The following is a 21,784-nucleotide window of genomic DNA, read 5'->3' on the forward strand; positions in this document are numbered from 1 at the left end:
CAGAGAAGAATAAAAAACTCTCTGTGCCTCCGTATATCTGTGTTCAAAAATCAATCCTTCGAAATCAACACTACGGCATACGCCGAGATGCCTTCCTCACGACCGGTAAAGCCCAATTTCTCGGTTGTGGTCGCCTTGATGGACACATCATCCACATCAATGTTCATTACCTCTGCCAACACTTTCTGCATCTGTGGGATGTAGTTTTTCAGTTTCGGACGCTCGGCACATACCGTGGCATCGATATTCCCGATGCGATATCCTTTCGATGCTATGAGTCCAACAGTTTTCCGAAGCAACACTTTACTATCAATATTTTCAAATTCACTTGCCGAATCCGGGAAATGATACCCGATATCACGCATATTGGCTGCTCCAAGCAAAGCATCACAAATGGCATGAATCAATACATCGGCATCTGAATGACCCAACAAGCCCAAAGTATGCGGGACCAAAATTCCACCCAACCACAAGTCACGTCCTTCCACCAGACGGTGAACATCAAATCCGAATCCTGTACGTATCTTCATCGTATATTGAAATCTAATACTTTCCTGTCTTCCAAATATCCTTCCAAATGATTGCCTATCGCTACCGGTCCTACCCCGACTGGAGTACCTGTATAGAGCAAGTCGCCTATTTTCAACGTACAGAACCGGCTCACATAAGCAATAATCCGGTCAACCGTGAAAATCATATCACACGTGTTTCCCTGTTGCACCGTCTGTCCGTCAATATCAAGGTGAAAACGGATATTCTGAATTGTGGGGAATTGCTCCACCGGAACCCAATCGCCGATAGCCGCCGAATTGTCGAAACCTTTGCAAAGCTCCCACGGTTTACCTTCTGCACGAAACCGGTGTTGTAAATCGCGTGCCGTAAAATCAATGCCCACCGTTACGGCATCGTAATAACGGCAGGCAAAACGCTCGGCTATATTCTTTCCCAACCGGCAGATACGCACTACCAGTTCCGTCTCATAATCTACCTGCCGGCAAAAATCAGGAATAAAAAAAGGTTTGCTGTCTTTCAAAAGAGCCGAATCTGGCTTCATAAAGATGACCGGTTCTTCCGGCAAAGGTTCCGTGGCGTGCAGTTCTTTGCAATGCAACGGATAATTCATTCCTACTGCTATAATCTTCATACATATTTTTCTTTTCACCATAAATTACACAGATAAAAGGATAAAGACCGTATCTCTGCTTTTGCACTCCGGCTTAAAAATCTGTGCAATCTGTAGTGAGTTCAAGTATTCATCTCATTCAACCGATTAAACATCACCGCCAGATGAGCATACAACGATGTGTTCTGCACCACGATATGCTCGGGCACCCGGATACGGAAAGGAGTAAAGTTCCACACTGCCTTGATGCCCCCAGCCACCATCTTGTCGGTTATCTCCTGCGATATGGAAATAGGTACTGTCAGTACACCGATATTTACGAGGTCAATCTGCATACGTGCTTCAAACTCATCGGTATGATAAATAGGAATGCCGTTGATTTCGGTGCCCACCAAGTCGGGATTGATATCGAATGCTCCCACTAGCTGCAAGCCGAAATGCACCAGACCCGAATCGCGCAACAAAGCACCACCCAGGCTTCCGACACCAAACAAATAAGCACGATGCAGATTGGTAAATCCCAAAAAGTCCTCCAACACCCGGACCAATACATCTATTTCATAACCTACCCTTGTACGTCCAGCAATGTCTACATACGAAAGGTCTTTCGCTATTTGCGACGCATCGATATTGATTTGTTTCGAAATCTGGGTAGATGAAACAAACCTTTCATTTTTCTCCCGCATCAGCTTCGCACACGAAAGATACCAAGGAAGCCGCCTCAAGGTAGGTTCCGGAACCTTGTCTGTATTTTTATGCGTACGTATTGCCATCCAACTTCAGTTAATCGATTATTCTCTTTCCGCAAAAATAAGCGATTTATTTGTAAATATTACACGAATATTGAAAAATGTACTTAACTTTGGACACATTCTAAACCATCACACATGAAAAAAAACGATTGGAAAGACCGGCTGAACATTGTATACTCCACAAATCCTGATTTCAAGTACGAAGAAACAGGTGAAGAAGAGACACCTACCCTTGAGAAAAACCGGCAACCTTTGCGTGTCAACATCGAGCGGAAAGGAAGAGGAGGAAAAACCGTAACCGTAATCAAAGGATTCATCGGTACCGAAACCGACCTGAATGCTTTAGGCAAGCTTCTCAAGACAAAATGCGGAACAGGCGGTTCTGTAAAAGACGGAGAAATCTTGATACAAGGCGATATGAAACAACGCCTTATAGACATATTGCACACTGAAGGCTACACACAAACAAAATAAGAAACAGTTTCGAATTTCTACAAAAAGTTTTCTTGGTTTGACATGCGTTCAAGCATACCTTCTGATGAACATAAGTGAGTGGATCGTTTAACATAAGTAACCCGAGCGTTTCACATAAGTGAGTCGGTCGTATCACTTATGTTCGTTTGAGGGGGCCTTTGGAGTTTATGCCACTGGCACAGAAGAAGTAGGTTCTGTGCCATGAGTGTGCGATACGCATAAATAAAAAATAGCCCGATTTATACAATTCACAAACCGGACTATTCATTGTGTCTTTGTTTTCAAAAGTACACGTTCATCTCTACGTGCATCACTTCTTCGCCATCGGGCATTTCAGAGTCAAATTCAATCTTATTCTCACGCGCCAACCATCCGATAGCCGCATTCAGATCGCGGTCGGAAAGTTGTGTTTCTTTCTTCAACTCTTCATACTTCCAGGATCTGCCGCTACTGTTTATTGTGCGCCAGACAATGCCTGCATTTGTTCCAATTGTTGTTTTGTCCATAATACGAAATTTTAGCTGGTTCTAATTTAATTGCACACAAAGTTAAGGTTTCTTTGTGAAAAGCAATGTTCCTTTCATCAGAATTTTTGGTTAAAAAGCCATTACGTTCCTGACCGTCAACGTCCTGTTGACTGCAAATACTCACGCTTCTTCACTGCATATTGTGCATATGCTTCCACATATCGGTCGCGGCTTTGCTGGAAAAGAGTCTGCGCCTCCAACAAGTCGCTCATGGTGCAGGTACCGGCATGATAGTAGTCGGTCTGCAGACGAAGGTTCTCTGCCGACTGCCCGATACTCTCGATAGCTATACGTACTTGCTTATAGGCATCGGTCACGGCATTCCATGTGTTCTGCATGTTAATGACCAGCAGTTCGCTGCCGTTGCGCAGGTTGTTTTCCTCGGTACGCACCGCCAGCTTGCTGCGCTTCAGACTATGGCTGCCTTCCCACCAGCCGCTCAGAGGCACGCTTACCGTAGCGAAGCCCACCCAATAATTGCGGTCGCGGTCCAGCAGGTTATCATAAACAAATCCGCCGCCTATCGCTACCGTAGGCAATTGCTTGCCAAGCGTCATCTTCCGCTCAATGCGGCTTGCCTTCAGCTTTGCCTGCAACAGGTTGTATTCGGGAGTAAGGGCAAGCGACTCATCGGGACGACGATAAAGCGCATCGGGCGGTTCGGGTAGCGAGTCTGCCACTGCGAAGTCTACATCCACACTGTCACCCGGCGTACCGATGTATTGCGCCAACAGACGGCGCGACAGAGCGAGGCTGTTCTCCACATTGATGCGTGTGCTGCGCGTGTCGTTCTGCCTCAGCTGCACCTGAAGCAGGTCGTTACGGTTGGTCACACCTGCCTGCACGGCGGCATCCACATCCTTCAGAATTTCCGCCAGCTGCGCCTCCACCACGTGCAGCGTGCGGAGCTTCTCCTTCAGCATCGCTACCTGCCAGTAGTATTGCTCGGCAGTAAGCTTTACCTCGTTCTCCGCCTGCCTGCCCAAGAGGCGGTATTTCTCCACGTTCACCTCAGAGAGTTTGTTGCCTTGCACAATCTGACCTCCGGTAAAGAGGGGCATCGAAGCGGTAACGCCACCCACAAGACCATCCTTCATCAATCCCAACGACATACCAGGTCCCATCTCCATACCCAACAAGTGGGTGGAGGACAGGAAACCTCCGCCCGTAGCACTGATGCTGGGGAAATAGTTGGTGAACGCCTCCTTGCGCTCGTGGCGTGCGGAAGCAAGGTCATTGGCGGCATTTTTCATACGGGCATTGTTCAGCAAAGCGCTTTCTATACATTCGTCCAGTGTGTAAACCTGCTGGGCGGCAAGCGGGGCAGCCATGCAGCCCCATACCCAAACCATCAAAAAGCATTTACTTGTATGTTTCATCTTTCAACGTTATTTCTGTTTAATGAATATCCGCATTTTACCCAATTGCCCTGTAGGGGCGTATCGCATACGCCCTGAAAACATCCACGTGGATTAGTTGCGCATTCGGGCGTATGCGATACGCCCCTACAGGAGATGTTTACGGATATTCAATTTCTGTTTTGCATTCTATATATAATATAAGGTGTATCCGACCCCATACATGGGATATCATCAACACCCTAACAAGAGTATCACTGTTGCTCCAAGGAATCCCATTTTTCACGTTTCTTGCTGCTGCCCCGGAAAGTAAGCAGGTACAAGCACGGCAAGACAGTAAGAATGAACAACATCGTGATGAGTGTACCGTAACAAATGACCGTACCCATCGGCATCCATAGACTCGACTTGCCCAATATCATCGGGATAACACCCATCGAGGCGGCAGCCGACGTGAGGAAGATAGGACGCATACGCCGCAGGGCGGAATGATAGATAGCTTCGCTGGCAGTCATGTGCTCCGTAGCGCGCAACTCCTCGGCATAGTCTATCATGATAATGCCGTTGCGCACAATGATACCCATGAGGCTCACTACGCCTAGAATAGCAGTGATGCTGAAGTCTACACCTTGAATCCATACACCGAAAGCAGTACCGAAGACACAGAGTGTCATGCTGCCGAAAATAAGCAAGGCAATGCTGATCTTGCGGAAGTGAGTCAGAAGGATGAAAAAGATGATGGCAACTGCCAACATCAGTCCACCCATGATTTGCGGCATCATCTCACCGGTTTTCTCCATCTCACCGCCGTAGCTGACCGTCACCCCCTCAGACAGTTCGACACCTTTCATCATCTCCTGCACCCTGGCAGTCATTTTCAGGGCATTTTCTCCGACAGCCAAGTCAGCCTGCACGGTAGCGGTGTAGATTCCGTTGCGACGCACTACCTGTCCCTCCTTCCACGTGGGCACCACATCGGCTACCTGCCGCAAAGGCACATCAGCAAGTCCGGCAGCAACAGGTATCAGTTCGTCCTTCACCTCAACAGGCAAGGCACGATCCGCCTTCTCGCTTTTCAGCTTGACGGGAATGCCGTAATCGCCCTCCCATACATTAGCTATCGCCAACCCGTCTCCATAACGCATGGCAAGGGTAGACTCCAGCCCCAGATTGGTCACGCCTAAGCGGGTTGCCTCGTCTTCTTTCAGATTGACGGCAATGGCAGGCAACGGCTCGTTGAAATCGGTCTGCACAAGGATAAGTCCCGGCATCCGCTTCAGCTCCTCCAGCACTGCCTGTGCGTCATGCTTGATTGCCTCCAAATCCTCGCCCGACAGGCGCACCTCGATGGGATAGACAGCCTCGCTATAGCTTAATTGCTTGAAACGCACGCGGGCACCGGGAAAGTATTCGGTGTACTTCGGTGTGTATTCCGCCAAAAGTGCCTCGGTGTCCTTCACACCGGTAGTGTTTACGATGAACTGTGCATAGTTGGTGCCGGGAATCTGGGGTGCGTATGCCGTCTGGAAACGGGGCGAGGCGCATCCTTTGAAAGAGGCGATGCTGACTACACGCGGATCTTGGCTCAAGATGTGTTCCATGCTGTCCGCCACCTGTGCCGTCACATCCACATCCGTACCTGTAGGGAGGTATATCTCCACGGCAAACTGGTTGCGGTCTGCCACAGGCAGGATACGTTGGGGCAAACCAGCCAACATCACAGCACCCACCACGATAGAAACCACGCCGACAGCCACCGTTATCTTGGGATGAGCGAAGCACTTGCCGAACAGCCAGTTGTAATGTTTCTGCAAGAGGTCGAGGAAGTTGAACGGCTTCTTGCCGTCTTTATTCACCTTTACTCCCATAGGCTTGCGGATAAACCAGAACTGCATGAAAGGCACAAGTAGCGTAGCCACGAGCAACGACACGCCCAACACGATGGAAACCGCCCACGGGAAACTCAGCACGAACTCGTTCAGCATACCCGTCAACGTAAACAGAAACGGGAAGAACGTGATGCTGATGGCGAGCGTAGCGGAGAAAATGGACTTGAGGAAGTGCATGGTACTGTAGATGGAAGCATGCCAGCGTGACATCCCTTCGCCCAGCTTCTCCAAGTAGCTGTCGATGATGACAATGGAGTTATCCACAATCATACCCAACGTGACTATCAACGCAGCCAACGTCACGGTATTCAACTCGATACCGAAAGCATAAAACAGTCCCAACGATATAAATATGGTAATCGGGATGGTAGATGCAGCCACCAATGCCACACGCAAGGGCAACAGGAGCATCACCACGATGACCACCGCCACGATGGCAATGATGAGTTCGTGCAGGAAGTTCGACACACTGTCGCCCACCACCTTCGGCTGGTCAGTGATGCGGAAGATACTGACATCCGCCGGCAATTCCTGTTGAAACTCGTCCAGCACCTTATTGATTTCATCGCCCATTGCCACGATGTTCTGCCCCTTCTTCATCTCGACGGAGAGCAGGAGGCACTTACGACCGTTGTTGGTGATGTAGCTGTCGGGGTCGGGATATTCGCGCACCACCCGTGCCACGTCTTTCAGCCGCACGGTGTTGCCCTGCGGATCGGTATAGACTATTTGTTCCTGCACATCGCGCACGGTATTGAGTGAGCGGCTGACGTAGATAGGCTCTACCATGCTGCCATCCTTCACACGCCCGCCGCTGGTGGTGAAACCTTTCTGCATCAGACCAAGGGCAAGCGTCTGTTCGTTCAGCCCGTACTTCGAAAGACGGTCGTGGTCAAGATAAACCGATATCTGTTCGTTCTGCATCCCGCTCACCGTCATGCGTCCTACGGAGTTGATGCGGCGCAGGCGGCCTTGCAGCAGGTCCATATAGTCATCCAGTTCGCGATAGGTCTTGTCTTCGCTCTCCATCGTAATCAGCAGGGCGGAAGTATCGCCGAAATCGTCTTGCACCACCAGTGCCAGCACGTTGCCGGGCAGTTGTGCCTTGAACTGCGACACGCCGTGCTTGAACTTGCTCCAGAACTCGTCTTTGTTCGTCAAGTCATCGTTCAGCTCCACTTGTATGTAAACAATGCCGTCGCGGCTTTTCGAAAAAGTTTTCTCCTTTTTTACTTCCTTGTAAGTGAAAATGTATTCTTCCAGCGGTTTGGTAACCTGCTCCACCATTTCCTGCGCCGTATTTCCGGGAGCCACAGCTACCACGACTCCCTGCCGCACGGTAAAGTCGGGAAACTCATTCTTACGCATTTCGGGCAAACTGTACACACCGAATGCCACCAGACAGGTCACTACAAGAATAACAATCTGCCGGTAGTGCATCGCCCATTCCACAAAGTTACGTTTCTTCTTTTCCATAAGTCTCTTATATTAAGAAGCTGTTTGGAATTTCTCCAAAAAATTTTTCTTGGCTTGATGTATCCTTTTTCGTGTGTGCTTTGGGCGATTTTTTGGTCCTTTCCGCTCCTGTTCTTCGTCAGATAGCCCGCTATCTTCCTCATCACAGAAGCGAAAATGCCTCAAAAACTCATCCCAAATCATCGCACGATAAATTCAAAACAGCTTCTAAGAATGAAAACAGCATATTCTTCATTCTTCGTTCTTCATTCTTCATTTATAATTGTTCCGTTGCATACCTTCTGCTGGCCTTCCACAATGATGCGGTCGCCGGCATTCAGCCCGGAAGTGACAATGACCCCGTTTCCGGAAAAATCGCCGCAGGCAATCACCCGCTTTTCTGCAACACTTTGATTGTCTACCCATACGAACGAACGGTTCTGTTCATCAAGTTGCACAATACGTGCCGGTATCACCACCTGTGCTCCTGCGTTTCCACCCGCCAGACTGACTTCTGCTACCATGCCCGGCATCAGAGAACCATCTGTATCCGTCACATCCAGCTTCACTTCGTAAGAGCGCGACATCGGATTGGCAACAATGCCTTTCTCGCTCACCACACTTGCGAACACCTTATCTCCCAGCGCAGGCACTTTGATGACCGCCTGCTGGCGCAAGGCGATGCTGCCTATCTCGGCTTCGGGCACCGCTATCTTCACTTTCAGCTGGCTCACTCCCACCAACTTACCCACTGCCATGCCGGGCACTACGTTCTGCCCTACCTCTACCGACTTATCAGCTATCACACCGCTAAAGGGTGCGTACAGCTTACAGTCCTTCAAGTTCTTCTGCGCCATTTCTTCCATCGAGCGTGCCTGCTGGAGTTTGCTCTGCACCTCTACCCACTGTATCTCGGGCAAACTGCCTTTGTCGTGCAGTTCTTTCATACGCCGATAGGCATCTTCCGCCTGCACCAGCGTGGCTTTTGCCGCATCATAACTGCTCTGCATCGACGTTGGGTCTACCGAAACCAGAAGCTGCCCCTTCCCTATCCGGTCACCCAACCGGAAATGAACAGCTTCTACCGTTCCCATTACCGAAAAGCTGAGCGGCGTGCCTGCCGTTTCTTCTACCGTACCCGAAAAGCAACGCGTGCCTTCAATCGCCGCCGGAGCGACCTGCATTGTTTTTACCTTAACCACATCTTGCGTCTTCTGCTGTTCTTCCTGACCGCATCCTGCAAGCAAGAGTACAGCGGCGCACACCGGCAAAATAACCTTTTTGTCCATAGTTACTGTTTTAAAATTCTGCGCAAAGGAAACAAGTTTAGTCCAAATTACATGGCTTTATTTTCCTTGATAAATGTTCTATTTTCCAACAATACAGCCAAATAAGACAAACAGAACAGTCTTCAAGAGATTGGAATCAGGTCTTTTCAAGAAATAATGACTTATTTTGCCACAGCAAACAAAAGAAAATAAGAACATGGATATCACACAAGGAAATCTGAACACAGTAGCGAAAGAACACATCGCTACCTATTGCGACAACCGGCTCGCCCTTATCGATGACTTACATACATTAGGCCAAACCAATGCCGTCAGAGTAGAATTCATCATAGCTGCCCTCTGCATCAAAGGGAGAGCCTCGCTCTACATCAACGGCGAAGCCTATACGATGAACGAATACGACCTGCTCATCTGCCACCCCAACATCATATTGGAAAAAAGTATGGTCAGTGCAGACGTACAGTTCCGCTGCATCTGCATGTCGCCAGAATACATCAGCCAGCTTGCAGTAATTTCGAACAACAGCTGGGATATCCTGAAATACCTGGAACAGAACCCCATCCTCACGCTAAAACCCGAAGAAGCCGACATGTTTCGCCAGTATTATGACTTGCTCCGTTCGAAACTGACGGGCATTCCGCTACGCCATCAAAAAGAAATCGTCGACTCACTGATACAAGCATTCCTTTACGAATTTCATGACGCCATGGAACGCTTCGGGAAATTCGCAACGCCTACCTATTCTTCCAGCGAACGGCTGTTCAAAGAGTTCCTGCACCTGCTTGTCTCATCGTATCCCAAACCGCGGATGGTAGCGGTTTATGCCGACAAGCTGCACGTCACGCCCAAATACCTCTCTGCCGTATGCAAGGAGATATCCGGAGAAACCGCTTCCGACATCATCAACCAATACGTCATCAAGGATGTACTCTACATGTTGAAGAAATCAGAAAAAAGTATCAAGGAAATCGTCAACGAGCTGGACTTCCCCAACATGTCTTTCTTCGGGAAATACGTAAAGCGCTACATTGGAGTTTCTCCCAAACAATACCGAAAACAATTAGCAGAAAAAGAAACAGAATAGAATGCGGTAAAGAAAGAAGACTAACACACTTATAAGCAAACACATCCGCATTCACTTCAGGCAGCAATTAAGTTTCACATAAGTTTAAATATACTGAAACTATAGTTTCACCTACTTAAAACTTTAGTTTATATGTACTGAAACTGTAGTTTCAGTACATATAAACCGATTAGGAACTATTAACCGTCTTTGCCAACATGCTTATCAAGAAAGAAATGTCATATCAATGAAACACAAATCTAAGATTTATCGTGTACATTTGCGTCCTATTAAAACTTCATTGCATGAAAAGTCCAGACCTAACAGATGAAAGCCTTTTCATTCTAATACAACGCAAGGATTCGGAAGCTTTCACCCTTCTTTATGACAGGTATCACCGAATACTTTACGCACTTGCCCTACAATACATGAAAGAAAGGATGTTTGCCGAAGACATTGTGCAACAAACTTTTCTCGACCTATGGGAATCAGCCCCACGCATTCCCGTACCGGACAACCTACGAAACTACCTTTACACTTCTGCCAAAAATCTCATATTGAAACGGCTCCGAACCAACAATAAAGAAATTGCCTTGGCTTACGAAATGAGGGCTATGCAAAAAACAATGCAAGATACTCCCGAAGAAAGACGGAAAGCAGAACAAAAACTGACGAGCCTATACGCCGCCATCAAACGCTTGCCCGAACAAGAAAGGAAAATCTGTGCGCTTAAAATAGAAGAGGATTTAAGCAATGAACAAATAGCAGAGCAACTTGGCGTATCCGTCAAAACCATACAAAACCATTATACAAACCTGCTGAAATTTTTAAAAAGATATTTGAAGAAAAACATGGCATACCTAATAGCAATAGGAACCATCATATTAATGACAGGAGAAAGAGGATGAAAAAACCGGACGAAGAAACAATCAAAAGAGTATTGGACGATCAAGGAAACGCAGAAGAATCCCGATACGTAATCACATGGTTGGGAAGCGAAGAAGGACAACGCTATCTGGCGGAGCACATCGACCAACAATGGAACAACGGGCAAATCCGTATGCCCAATGAGATTCCATCGACAAGAATGTGGAAACAGATTTCGCAACAAATGTCACATCCCCTCGGCTTCATCCGGTTTAAATGGCAATATGCAGCCATCCTGATACCTATTATTATAGTAATAGGCTTCATTTCATACCGAAACCTATTTCCTTCCTCCGAGTCCCCGATAGCCTGGCGCACCCTATCCGTTCCTTACGGAGAAAAGACCAACCTGGTATTCCAGGACGGAACTTCCGTCTTTTTGGGTCCCGGCGCAAGCATCCGATACCCCGTTTCCTTTACTAAGGAGAAACGTGAAGTAGACTTTTCCGGCGAAGCTTACTTTGATGTGGCATCCAATCCGGAATGTCCTTTCATCATCCATATAGGAGATGTAAGCGTCAACGTATTAGGCACTTCTTTTAATGTCATGGCAAACAGGCAAGACGAAAACATCCAAGTAAAGCTGGATGAAGGGCGCATCAATCTCTGTACCAATTCCAGCCAAACCACCTTGCATCCAGGAGAGTGTGCCGTTTACAACAAGCGGACCGAAGACCTTTCTGTCCGTACCGGAACAAACACGTGTTATGCCGACTGGAAATCAGACCTTATCCGGTTCAACGATGCCTTACTGCCCGACGTTTTGGAAATAGTAAGCCGAAAATACAATGCACATTTCCAAATAACAGACAGTACGGTATGCCACTATTGTTACACCCTTACGCTGAAAGGAAAAACACTTCGTGAAGTACTTTCGAGCATGGAAAACATCACGCCTCTGCAATTCACCTCCCAAAATGACACCATCCTTGTAAGCAAGAAATAAAATCGTAATGGCATTGTAACGCTTTCGTATGGGATTTTGAAGCCTTTTGCGTCTCTATTGTTCAGAAACATTTATTAAAAGAACATGAAACGTAAAAAAATTTTAGTGATGGCATTGCTTGCGTGCAGCACTTTTGCATTCGGGCAAAAAGTAACTCTTCACCATCAAGACCAACCGTTAAAGGTAATCTTGGAAGACGTGACCAGACAAACCGGATTTTCATTGGCTTACAGTTCGCAATTCGTGAACCTAAACACGACCGCAAACGTCACAGCCGACCAAAAAGAGTTAGATCCGGTATTGGCGCAATTGTTTTCTGGCACAAACATCGGATACCGGATTGAAGGCAAAGAAATCTATCTGTTCAAGAAAGAACAACAACCCGCCGGAGTTTCCAAACAAGGCAAGCAACAGCCCCGTACCATCTCAGGTACCGTGAAAGACAAAAACGGAGAAACAATTATTGGTGCCAATGTTTTAATAAAAGGTTCTGCCAATGGAGCGATAACCGACATTGACGGACGTTTCGTTATCAACGGCGTTTCCGGTAACGATGTCTTACAAGTATCATACATCGGCTTCAATACGCAAGAAGTAGCTGTAGGTGGCCAAAACGCATTCGATATCATATTAGAGGAAGACGCCCAGACTCTGAGTGAAGTGGTTGTAATCGGTTACGGAACACAATCGAAAGCCAAAGTGACCGGAGCTATCTCGAAGCTGGAAGGCTCGAAACTGGTAGGCGACCTGGCTGTATCCAGTTTCGACCAGGCACTGGCATCTAAATTGCCCGGTGTCAATATTTCACAAAGCACCGGTGCACCGGGTGCCGGCGTGAGCATCAAAATCCGTGGAACCTCTTCCATCAACTATGGCGGTCATCCCCTGATTGTAGTCGACGGACTTCCACTCTCGAATAGCGTATTTGATGAAACGCTACAAGGACAATCAACCATTTCCGGCTTTCAGAGTTCTTATACGATAAACCCAATGTCTTCTATCAACCCGTCCGACATTGAAAGCATCGATGTCTTGAAGGACGCGGCATCCACTGCCATCTATGGTTCAAGAGGCTCAAACGGGGTCATCATGATAACCACCAAAAAAGGGAAAGCCGGGAAACCGGTTGTAAACTTCAACGCATACGCCGGTGCACAAATGTTGAGCAAAAAAGTAGACGTAATGGATGCATACGAACTTGCCAATTACACAAAACTCTCACGTGATTTGGCTTGGGAAGCCGTAGGCGGAAACGTAAATGACCCGTTAAGCGTGCGCACCGGAGCCAATTATGTATATCCCGACTACATGATTCCGTACATCGAAGGGAAACAAGGATTGACCAATACCGACTGGCAAGACGAAATATACCGCACAGCTGCCCAACAGAACTATGATATCAGTGTAGGCGGCGGAAACGAAGACTTCCGTTATTATATTTCGGGAAACTACATGAACCAGCAAGGTATCCTTATCAATTCGGGAATGAAACGTTATGCTGTCCGTGCCAATCTGGATGCCAACATTACGAAGAAATTGCGTTTTGGTCTGCGCATGAATGCCAGCCAAACCGACAACGACTTGGTACAATCAGAAGGAGCATGGGGACATGAAGGCATTGTAATCACTGCATTGATGTATCACCCGAACCTTCCAGCCTATAACTCAGACGGTTCTATAGCGACTGATTTGATGTTAAATGAAAAAGAAAAAGGCGTAAACATAGCAAATCTTCAAAATCCGATTGCATTGGCAACCATGCAAACCAATAAACTTAAAAACCGTTCTTTCATCGGGAATGCGGACTTGGAATACACCCTCATAGACGGATTGAAAATCAAAACAGCCATCGGCATTGAGTCTATCGGACTACACCGTAATTTCTATCGGCCGAAAAACCTGTCACATCCCAATGAATTTGCTCCAACCAAAAACTATAATTATGGTTTGGACAGCCGGGCAAGCATCTTTAACTGGATTTCGGAAACCAGCATCACTTACGACCACAATTGGGGCTTCCATACACTGAACTTGTTGGGAAACTTCTCCGCACAAAAGGAAACCACTTCGTATTCGTTATTGGAAGGACTGAATTTCCCGAACGACAATGTAGAGACCATCAATGCGGCGGCTACAAGTTCCGGTTCTTCTTTCTCACAAGAAGCGGCTATGGCATCCTTCTTAGCACGTGCCATGTATTCGTATGGCAGTAAATATATGCTGTCAGCTTCTTTACGCTACGATGGTTCTTCCCGCTTTGCCGAAAACAGCCGTTGGGGATGGTTCCCGTCTATATCTGCCGGCTGGAATATCGCGCAAGAAAACTTCTATCCGGAAAACGCTGTCGTAAACAGTTTGAAACTACGCGCCAGCTATGGTATCACCGGTAATGCTGAAATACCTTACTACGGTGGTGTAGCCGTATTAGCCCCTCATAATTATTTGTTCAACAACGAAATTTCATTAGGTTTCTCTCCTGAAAATGCTCCAAACAAAGATTTGTCATGGGAAAGCACAGGAACGGTGAATGTCGGTGTCGATGCCAGCTTCTGGGACGGTAAACTGCAAATAAGTTTTGATGCTTACCAATCAACGACTCGCGATTTGTTGTTAAATGTAACAGTTCCAGCCAGCAGCGGTCTGACCAGTGCCTTACAAAATGTAGGTAAAGTACGGAATCAAGGTCTGGAAATGTTAATTTCAACTTATCACGAATTTAATAAAGACTGGAGGCTGGACGCTTCTTTGTCCTTATCCACCAACCGAAACGAAGTATTATCGTTAGGTCCCGGACAAGAACAAATCCTTTATTCCAGCGGATTATCTGACCCCTCGTTTATAGTAAAAGTAGGCGAACCTATCGGCTCTTTCTATGGATATAAAGTATTAGGCATCTTCCAAAGCCAAGAACAATTTGATTCTACCCCTCATTTAGAAAACGCAAACCAAGGCGTAGGCGACTTCATTTACGCTGACACCAACAACGATGGTAAAGTAAACGAAGACGACCGTGTCATTTTAGGAAATGCAAATCCCGACTTTACATGGGGATTAAACGGAACTGTCAGCTGGAAGAATCTTGATTTTGGTTTCGGACTGGAAGGCAAACACGGACAACAAGTGTTCAATGCAACTCACCGCTACTTGGCTGAAGCATGGGGAAATAACCTTTCTGTTTACCTGGATGACAATGCCCCACGTCCTGTTTGGGCATACGGTACCAAAAGCCATACCCGTCCGTCAAGCTGGCATGTGGAAAACGCATCTTTCGTACGTATCCGCAACTTGACATTAGGTTATACTTTCCATAACCTTGCATTCTTGCAAAAACTGAGAATCTATGTATCAGCTACAAACCCGTTCACCTTTACCGATTATTCGGGATATAATCCTGAAGTATCCAACGGAGGAACAAATGCGATAACCGCAGGTGAAGACTTTGGCAACTATCCGGTATCCAAATCGTTTGTAGGCGGTATCAATGTTACATTTTAAACCCTAAAAAGTATATGAAAAAACTATTCATAACAGTATTCGGCACACTTGCTTTGGCATCGTGCAATAACTTCATAGACTTGGATCCTGTATCCCAGCAAAGCGCAAACACATTTTATAAAGATTCATTAGAAATAGACCAGGCATTGACAGCAGCCTATAATGCCCTGCAGTCGAAAGAACAATACGGAGGTGACGGTTATCCATGTTTTATGGAAGTTCCCTCGGACAATACATGGGACAGAAACACGACCATGGACGGCGGCGCATACGCCTCTTTCGATAATTTTAATGTAGACCCGACCAATGCCCAATTGGAAAGAACCTGGATTGCCTGCTACGACGGCATCCAGCGATGCAACATCGTCATAACCCGTCTGTCCAACAACGACGGGAATATATCGGAAGATTTCAAAAACCGGAAACTGGGAGAAGCCTATTTCCTTCGTGCATTGACATACTTCAACATGGTACGCATGTGGGGAGATATTCCACTGATTACAGAGGAAGTAACCAATGTAAATGACGCATTCAATCATACACGCACTTCGACAGAAGAAATCTATCAACAAATCATTGCTGACCTGCAATTCGCATCAGACAACTTACCCGCCTCCTATGACAACGCCAATATCGGACGCGCCACGAAAGGTGCGTCACAAACCTTGTTGGCTAAAGTTTATTTGACACGGCACGATTGGCAATCTTGCCTCACTTTATTAAACACAGTCATTTCAAGCCAGCAATATCGTTTATTAGATAACTTTGCCGACGTTTTTGCCGTAACCAATAAAAATAATGCCGAATCTATCTTTGAAGTCCAGTTCGACGGAACAGCCGAAGGACAAGGCTATCCAGGACAAGACCCGCTAATCAGCGGTAGCGATGTCAACAACCTGCCTTCGGACAACTTATTGGCTCTATTTGAAGCTAATCAGGACGACCGTTACGCCGCTTCGGTCATTGATATGGGCACACAAGGCTGGCGCCTGTATAAATGGCATGGGACTAAAGGCACCAATAACGGCATGAATTTCAACATCATGGTATTGCGCTATGCCGATGTATTGCTAATGGCTTCTGAAGCAATGAACGAAATCAGCTTTGGCAATCCGGACGCACTGGAATACCTGAACCAAATCCGCCGACGTAGCCATGCCAGCGAATATACTTACACTGAATTGTCTAACCAAGAAGCGTTCCGTGAAGCTATTGCCAAAGAACGCCGGTTAGAACTGGCATTCGAGAATCAGCGTTGGTTCGATTTACTGAGGACCGGAAAAGCCATCGAGGTGATGAACCATTGTGAAGACGGTTCCATATTCAAGCTAAACATACAAACTCATCAGCTGCTCTTCCCTATACCACAAAATCAAATTGACGCAAGCGGAAACAAACTGACGCAGAATGAAGGTTATTAATAAACTAAAGACATAACAACATGAAATACTTTTTAATTACATTATCCATATGCTTGGGAGTAGCAGAATCCGTTTTCGCCCAAATCAATCCTTCTTTCACCTTATTGCGAGAAAAAGAAAACAAAAATGAATATGTATGGGTCGCCGCCCATCGGGGCGACTGGATTTATGCACCGGAAAACTCCATTCCAGCCTTGGAACATGCCATTTTTTTTGGCGCAGACATGATAGAGACCGACGTACGGCTAACCAAAGACGGTAAAATTATCATGATGCACGATTACTCGGTAGATCGTACTACAGACGGAAAAGGAACAATCGCCGATTTGACTTTTGAAGAAATACAAAAGCTGCATTTACGAAACAATTTCGGTGGAATGACCGACTTAAAAGTACCGACCTTAGAAGAATACATCCAAGTAGCCAAAGATAAAATCTTACTCTACTTAGACAAAGCCGGATACGACTTACCAGGACACGAACAAGGAGATTTGGTAAAAGAATTGCTGAAAATATTGAAAACTCACAATGTACTGGAACAATCGGTTTTCGTTTTGGATTGGCCTTATTCAAAAGCCAAAGAAATATTCGGTGACGATTTAAAAAAAGTCATATATGTACCGGTCATTGAAGATAAAATTCCGAATCTCAGCGCATACGTAAATGAATATATCCAAAAATTAAGACCTGTGGCTTTCCAGTTCCGCATGGAGTCCTTAGATTCTGAGACTTACAAACAATTGCCCAAAGTATTAGAATCTGGTTCAAAAGCATTCGTTGCAGCGACTTGGGATGAACATACTGCCAATCACAGTGATTTAGTATCTATCTTCCAGCGTCCAAGCGCAGGTTGGGGATGGCTTTTGGAACAAGGCTTCAGCATTTTAGAAACAAATTACCCCAAAGACTTGATGCAATATCTGCATTCCGAAAATCGGAGAAACATCAAGTAACTTATTAATTATTTACCAACATAAGAGACTCAGAATACAATTTCATTTTTGAGTCTCTTTATTTTCATTACTTACTTATGAAAAAAGCAATACTTTTTATCATCACCCACCTCCTGTGCTATTCATTAGTAGCCCAAGAACAAATCCAAACCTTAATACAAAAATTAAAAGACCCTGAATCCAAATCCATTTTAGTCATAGCACATCGTGGAGATTGGAGAAATGCACCGGAAAACTCTCTGCAAGCTTTCAAAAATTGCATCGAAATGGGAGTACACATGATTGAAATCGATCTGAAAAAAACAAAAGACGGGCATCTGATTCTTATGCACGATGAAACGATAGATCGAACGACAAACGGTATAGGAAAACCCGAAAACTATACATTAGAAGAAATCCGAAAATTTCATTTAAAAAATGGATTAGGCATTGTTACCCGACACATTATTCCTACGTTTGAAGAAGTATTAAAATTATGTAAAGGTAAAATTCTAATTAATGTTGACAAAGGATATGAATATTTCAAAGAAGTATATGCCTTAACAGAACAAAGCGGAACTACAGAACAAGTGATTATTAAATCAGCATATCCGCTTTCAAAAGTAAAAAAAGAAAACGGAGATGTACTAAAAAAAGTAGTTTATATGCCCATTATCAACCTGGATCAACCCAATGCAGAAAAACTCGTAAACGAATACTTAAAAATATCCCCAATAGCCATAGAGTGCTGTTTCCAATCATTTTCTCCACAAGTCAATTACTTATTACAAAAAATAAGGAATACGCATACAAAAATTTGGATTAATTCATTATGGCCTTCTTTAAACGCCGGTCACGATGACGATTTAGCTGTAGAAAGCAACAAACCCAATGAAGCATGGGGATGGATTATTTCCCAAGGTGCTACACTTATACAAACAGACCGGCCTAAAAACTTATTAGAATATTTATCTAACAACTTCTCTCAATAATCCATAAAAAAAAGAGCTGCCCTCTCAAATATTGAAGACAGCTCTTAAAATCTTTAACTACAACAATTATTCAGCACGCAAAGTGAAGCGTTTGAATTCTGTTACCACCAATTCCGGATCTGCAGCTTTCAATACTTCTGCAACCGTCTTTTTCGGGTCCATGATGCTTTCTTGCTTCAGCAAGCAAACTTCTTTCAAGAATTTGCCCAAACGGCCTTTCGCAATATTTTCAATCATAGCCTGAGGCAAGTTGGCAGACTTCTCGGCAGCAACTGTCGCTTTGATTTCTTTTGCTTTGGCTACATCTTCAGCTGTAATCCAACCCTTAGCCATGTTGCTTTCCATGTGCTCTTCGCTGTCTACGTGAGCAGGATTGATACCGGCTTTCTTCAAAGCAGCATCTACCGCTTTCTGCACTTGTTCAGCCTTTGTCTTTTCAACGGCTACGTTGATTTCTTCTTGTTTCACAGCTTCGGGAACGCCGTCTTCATCGATAGCAATCGGGTTCATAGCTGCAATCTGCATGCAGATTTCGTGAGCTACCTGTGCATCGCATACTTTGTTGAAAGCAACGATTGTACAAAGCTGGTTCTTGTTCATGTGATTGTAAACGGCAGTACAAGCACCCGATACGAAATTGTAACCATCCAACTCGGTCTTTTCGCCAGTCACACCACTGCGTTCTACCACTGCATCTGCAATCGTACCATTACCCATCGGCAAAGCTTTCACTTCATCCAAAGTCTGGCATTTGTTTGCAATAGCAGCATCCAGAATAGCCTGAGTCAATGCTACGAAATCAGCATTCTTGGCAACGAAGTCGGTTTCACATTTCAAGGCAATCATTGCAGCATAATCACCGGTAGACTTAGCCAGTACACAACCTTCTGAAGTTTCACGGTCAGAACGTTTTGCAGCTACTGCCTGTCCTTTTTTACGGATAATTTCCATTGCTTTATCGAAATCGCCTTCAGATTCTGTTAAAGCGTTTTTACAGTCCATCATACCAGCTCCTGTCATTTTACGGAGTTTGGTGATATCAGCCATACTTACAGCCATAATAATCTTGTTTTATTTAAATGAATAATAATCGTTCTAATGCAAATTGAGAGCTGAGAACAGAGAATTGAGAATCGCTTTATTTAGTAACTCTCAACTTTCAACTCTCAACTCTCAATTAAAAATTATATTTAAGCTTCTTCGTCTTCCTTAGAGATGAACGCAGCAGCCTTTGATGCATTGATGGCATCTTGCTCAGCCTTGTCCATACGAGCCTTGGCAGCTTTCTTCTTCGGAGCTTTCGGAGCATTTTCACCGGCAGCTTCCATATCTACCTTTTCAGCTTTTCTTTCTTCCAAACCTTCAGCCATGGCACCGCAGCAAGCATCAAGAATCACTTCGATAGATTTTGTTGCATCGTCATTAGCAGGGATTACATAATCCACATTGTTCGGATCTGAATTAGTATCTACGATACCAAATACAGGAATACCCAAACGATTTGCTTCGCGGACAGCGATGTTTTCTTTCATCACGTCAATCACGAACAATGCAGACGGCAGACGAGTCAAGTCAGCGATAGAACCCAGGTTCTTTTCCAATTTGGCACGCTGACGTGAAATCTGAAGGATTTCTCTCTTCGAAAGGTTTGCATATGTACCGTCGTTGGTAAGCTTATCAATAGTAGCCATTTTCTTTACAGCCTTGCGGATAGTAGGGAAGTTGGTCAGCATACCGCCCGGCCAACGCTCGATAACGTAAGGCATGTTTACAGATGCAGCTTTTTCTGCTACAATCTGTTTTGCTTGTTTCTTAGTAGCAACGAACAGGATCTTCTTTCCTGATTTTGCAATTTGTTTCAAAGCTTCAGCAGCTTCGTCAACTTTGGCAACGGTTTTGTTCAGGTCGATGATATGTATTCCGTTGCGTTCCATAAAGATATAAGGAGCCATTGCAGGGTTCCACTTTCTTTTCAAGTGTCCGAAGTGGCAACCAGCCTCCAATAAAGTATCAAAATTTACTCTTGACATGTTTTAATTGTTTAATCGTTTACTTTCTTTTTTGTTTGTAATGAACCAACTGCCGGGTAGTCTCTCCACAAACCCCTTGCAGGAAGAGTCCAGACAGTTTAGATACTAAACGCCTTTTTAAGTTTTTGAGTTTTTAAGATTTTAAGTTTTGTGAGTTTAAGCCTCCATACAAGCCTTATAAACTAAAGAACTAACAAACTTAAAAACTAAGAACTCAAATTAACGTTTACTGAACTGGAATCTGCGGCGTGCTTTCGGACGACCCGGTTTCTTACGTTCAACCTCACGTGAATCACGAGTCATGAAACCTTCTGCACGAAGTGCCTTCTTGTCTTCCGGATTGATTTTCACCAATGCGCGGGCGATAGCCAGACGCAAAGCCTGAGACTGTCCAGTAAAACCACCACCGTTCAGATTTACTTTGATATCATATTTTTCAGCCACTTCCAATTTATTCAACGGCTGTTTTACTACATATTGCAGAATAGGAGATGGAAAGTACTGTGCAAGGTCTCTCTTGTTAATAGTAATCTTTCCTGTACCTTCGCTAACGAAAACACGAGCAACTGCGCTTTTACGTCTGCCTAATGCATTTACTACTTCCATGCTTGATTATTTAAGTGAATTAATATCGATTAACTTCGGAGACTGAGCTTCATGCTTGTGCTCAGCACCTTCATACACATACAGATTACCCAACAGTTTGGCACCCAGACGGTTCTTGGGGAGCATACCTTTCACGGTACGTTTCATCAGTTTTTCTGCACCGTTAGGCTTCTGCATCAAACGAGCCGGAGTAATTTCACGCTGACCACCCGGATAACCTGTATAGCTCAGGTAAATCTTGTCAGTCCATTTGTTACCTGTAAATTTCACTTTACTTGCGTTAATGATAATCACATTATCGCCACAATCTACGTGAGGGGTAAAGTTCGGTTTGTACTTACCTCTCAAAAGTTTCGCAACTTTAGCACCGAGACGGCCTACAACCTGATCGGTAGCATCTACTATGACCCACTCTTTGTTCACAGTAGCCTTGTTTGCAGAAATGGTCTTGTAACTTAAAGTATCCACTCTTAAATTGGTTTTAAAATGTTAACTACTAAAAAAC

General features: G+C 45.2%; 20 protein-coding genes. 8 read left to right on the top strand and 12 right to left on the bottom strand.

The window, feature by feature from the left end; all coding sequences use genetic code 11:
* Positions 1 to 50: 50 nt before the first annotated feature.
* The 3 genes from ispF to H9625_RS10270 form a co-directional block, all read right to left on the bottom strand.
* Complete coding sequence (ispF, locus tag H9625_RS10260; RefSeq protein WP_022039797.1) at positions 51 to 530, bottom strand: 2-C-methyl-D-erythritol 2,4-cyclodiphosphate synthase; 480 nt, start codon at positions 528 to 530, stop codon at positions 51 to 53.
* Positions 527 to 1,144, bottom strand: a complete 618-nt coding sequence (locus tag H9625_RS10265; RefSeq protein ID WP_022039796.1) for a fumarylacetoacetate hydrolase family protein — start codon at positions 1,142 to 1,144, stop codon at positions 527 to 529. Before H9625_RS10265 ends, ispF begins: the two co-directional genes overlap by 4 nt.
* Positions 1,145 to 1,245: 101 nt before the next feature.
* Positions 1,246 to 1,896 carry a redox-sensing transcriptional repressor Rex gene (locus H9625_RS10270; protein ID WP_087406853.1) on the bottom strand — a complete coding sequence of 217 codons (651 nt, stop codon included), beginning with the start codon at positions 1,894 to 1,896 and terminating at the stop codon, positions 1,246 to 1,248.
* A gap of 114 nt (positions 1,897 to 2,010) precedes the next feature.
* Between H9625_RS10270 and H9625_RS10275 the strand changes: the two genes are divergently transcribed.
* Entirely contained in the window at positions 2,011 to 2,349 is a 339-nt protein-coding gene (locus H9625_RS10275) for a translation initiation factor (protein WP_022039794.1), read from the top strand.
* 281 nt (positions 2,350 to 2,630) lie between these two features.
* On the opposite strand, the gene H9625_RS10280 is transcribed toward H9625_RS10275, so the two are convergent.
* From H9625_RS10280 to H9625_RS10300, 5 genes are all read right to left on the bottom strand, one after another.
* Complete coding sequence (locus tag H9625_RS10280; RefSeq protein ID WP_022039793.1) at positions 2,631 to 2,855, bottom strand: winged helix-turn-helix domain-containing protein; 225 nt, start codon at positions 2,853 to 2,855, stop codon at positions 2,631 to 2,633.
* Positions 2,856 to 2,971: 116 nt separating this feature from the next.
* Complete coding sequence (locus tag H9625_RS10285) at positions 2,972 to 4,255, bottom strand: TolC family protein (RefSeq protein ID WP_191764229.1); 1,284 nt, start codon at positions 4,253 to 4,255, stop codon at positions 2,972 to 2,974.
* A gap of 233 nt (positions 4,256 to 4,488) precedes the next feature.
* Positions 4,489 to 7,599: an efflux RND transporter permease subunit gene (locus H9625_RS10290; RefSeq protein ID WP_191764231.1), complete on the bottom strand. Its 3,111-nt coding sequence runs from the start codon at positions 7,597 to 7,599 to the stop codon at positions 4,489 to 4,491.
* 12 nt (positions 7,600 to 7,611) lie between these two features.
* Complete coding sequence (locus H9625_RS10295; RefSeq protein ID WP_191764233.1) at positions 7,612 to 7,782, bottom strand: hypothetical protein; 171 nt, start codon at positions 7,780 to 7,782, stop codon at positions 7,612 to 7,614.
* 62 nt (positions 7,783 to 7,844) lie between these two features.
* A complete protein-coding gene (locus H9625_RS10300; RefSeq protein WP_191764235.1) occupies positions 7,845 to 8,867 on the bottom strand; it encodes an efflux RND transporter periplasmic adaptor subunit in 1,023 nt (340 codons plus the stop codon).
* A gap of 196 nt (positions 8,868 to 9,063) precedes the next feature.
* Between H9625_RS10300 and H9625_RS10305 the strand changes: the two genes are divergently transcribed.
* The 7 genes from H9625_RS10305 (at position 9,064) to H9625_RS10335 (ending at position 18,643) form a co-directional block, all read left to right on the top strand.
* Positions 9,064 to 9,951: a helix-turn-helix domain-containing protein gene (locus H9625_RS10305; protein WP_087407163.1), complete on the top strand. Its 888-nt coding sequence runs from the start codon at positions 9,064 to 9,066 to the stop codon at positions 9,949 to 9,951.
* A 284-nt stretch (positions 9,952 to 10,235) separates the two neighbouring features.
* Positions 10,236 to 10,838 (top strand): RNA polymerase sigma factor, encoded by a 603-nt coding sequence (locus H9625_RS10310; protein WP_087251275.1) that lies wholly within the window; start codon positions 10,236 to 10,238, stop codon positions 10,836 to 10,838.
* A complete protein-coding gene (locus tag H9625_RS10315; protein WP_191764237.1) occupies positions 10,835 to 11,803 on the top strand; it encodes a FecR family protein in 969 nt (322 codons plus the stop codon). The genes H9625_RS10310 and H9625_RS10315 overlap by 4 nt, the downstream gene beginning before the upstream one ends.
* A gap of 84 nt (positions 11,804 to 11,887) precedes the next feature.
* Entirely contained in the window at positions 11,888 to 15,298 is a 3,411-nt protein-coding gene (locus tag H9625_RS10320) for a TonB-dependent receptor (RefSeq protein WP_191764239.1), read from the top strand.
* 14 nt (positions 15,299 to 15,312) lie between these two features.
* Entirely contained in the window at positions 15,313 to 16,719 is a 1,407-nt protein-coding gene (locus tag H9625_RS10325; protein ID WP_191764241.1) for a RagB/SusD family nutrient uptake outer membrane protein, read from the top strand.
* A gap of 20 nt (positions 16,720 to 16,739) precedes the next feature.
* Positions 16,740 to 17,672 (top strand): glycerophosphodiester phosphodiesterase family protein, encoded by a 933-nt coding sequence (locus tag H9625_RS10330; protein WP_087251267.1) that lies wholly within the window; start codon positions 16,740 to 16,742, stop codon positions 17,670 to 17,672.
* Positions 17,673 to 17,749: 77 nt separating this feature from the next.
* On the top strand, positions 17,750 to 18,643 hold the full coding sequence (locus tag H9625_RS10335) for a glycerophosphodiester phosphodiesterase family protein (RefSeq protein ID WP_087251265.1): 894 nt from the start codon (positions 17,750 to 17,752) through the stop codon (positions 18,641 to 18,643).
* A 66-nt stretch (positions 18,644 to 18,709) separates the two neighbouring features.
* Here the strand turns inward: H9625_RS10335 and tsf are convergent, their stop codons facing one another.
* The 4 genes from tsf to rplM all read right to left on the bottom strand — a co-directional run bounded on the left by tsf (position 18,710) and on the right by rplM (position 21,747).
* Positions 18,710 to 19,702: a translation elongation factor Ts gene (tsf, locus tag H9625_RS10340; protein WP_087212158.1), complete on the bottom strand. Its 993-nt coding sequence runs from the start codon at positions 19,700 to 19,702 to the stop codon at positions 18,710 to 18,712.
* Between the two features lie 131 nt (positions 19,703 to 19,833).
* Positions 19,834 to 20,673 carry a 30S ribosomal protein S2 gene (rpsB, locus tag H9625_RS10345; RefSeq protein ID WP_087212155.1) on the bottom strand — a complete coding sequence of 280 codons (840 nt, stop codon included), beginning with the start codon at positions 20,671 to 20,673 and terminating at the stop codon, positions 19,834 to 19,836.
* A 219-nt stretch (positions 20,674 to 20,892) separates the two neighbouring features.
* Positions 20,893 to 21,279 (bottom strand): 30S ribosomal protein S9, encoded by a 387-nt coding sequence (gene rpsI / locus H9625_RS10350; protein ID WP_087212153.1) that lies wholly within the window; start codon positions 21,277 to 21,279, stop codon positions 20,893 to 20,895.
* 6 nt (positions 21,280 to 21,285) lie between these two features.
* Positions 21,286 to 21,747 (bottom strand): 50S ribosomal protein L13, encoded by a 462-nt coding sequence (rplM, locus tag H9625_RS10355; protein ID WP_022039235.1) that lies wholly within the window; start codon positions 21,745 to 21,747, stop codon positions 21,286 to 21,288.
* Positions 21,748 to 21,784: the final 37 nt, after the last annotated feature.

Source organism: Phocaeicola intestinalis (genome assembly GCF_014837065.1).
GTDB lineage: Bacteria > Bacteroidota > Bacteroidia > Bacteroidales > Bacteroidaceae > Phocaeicola > Phocaeicola intestinalis.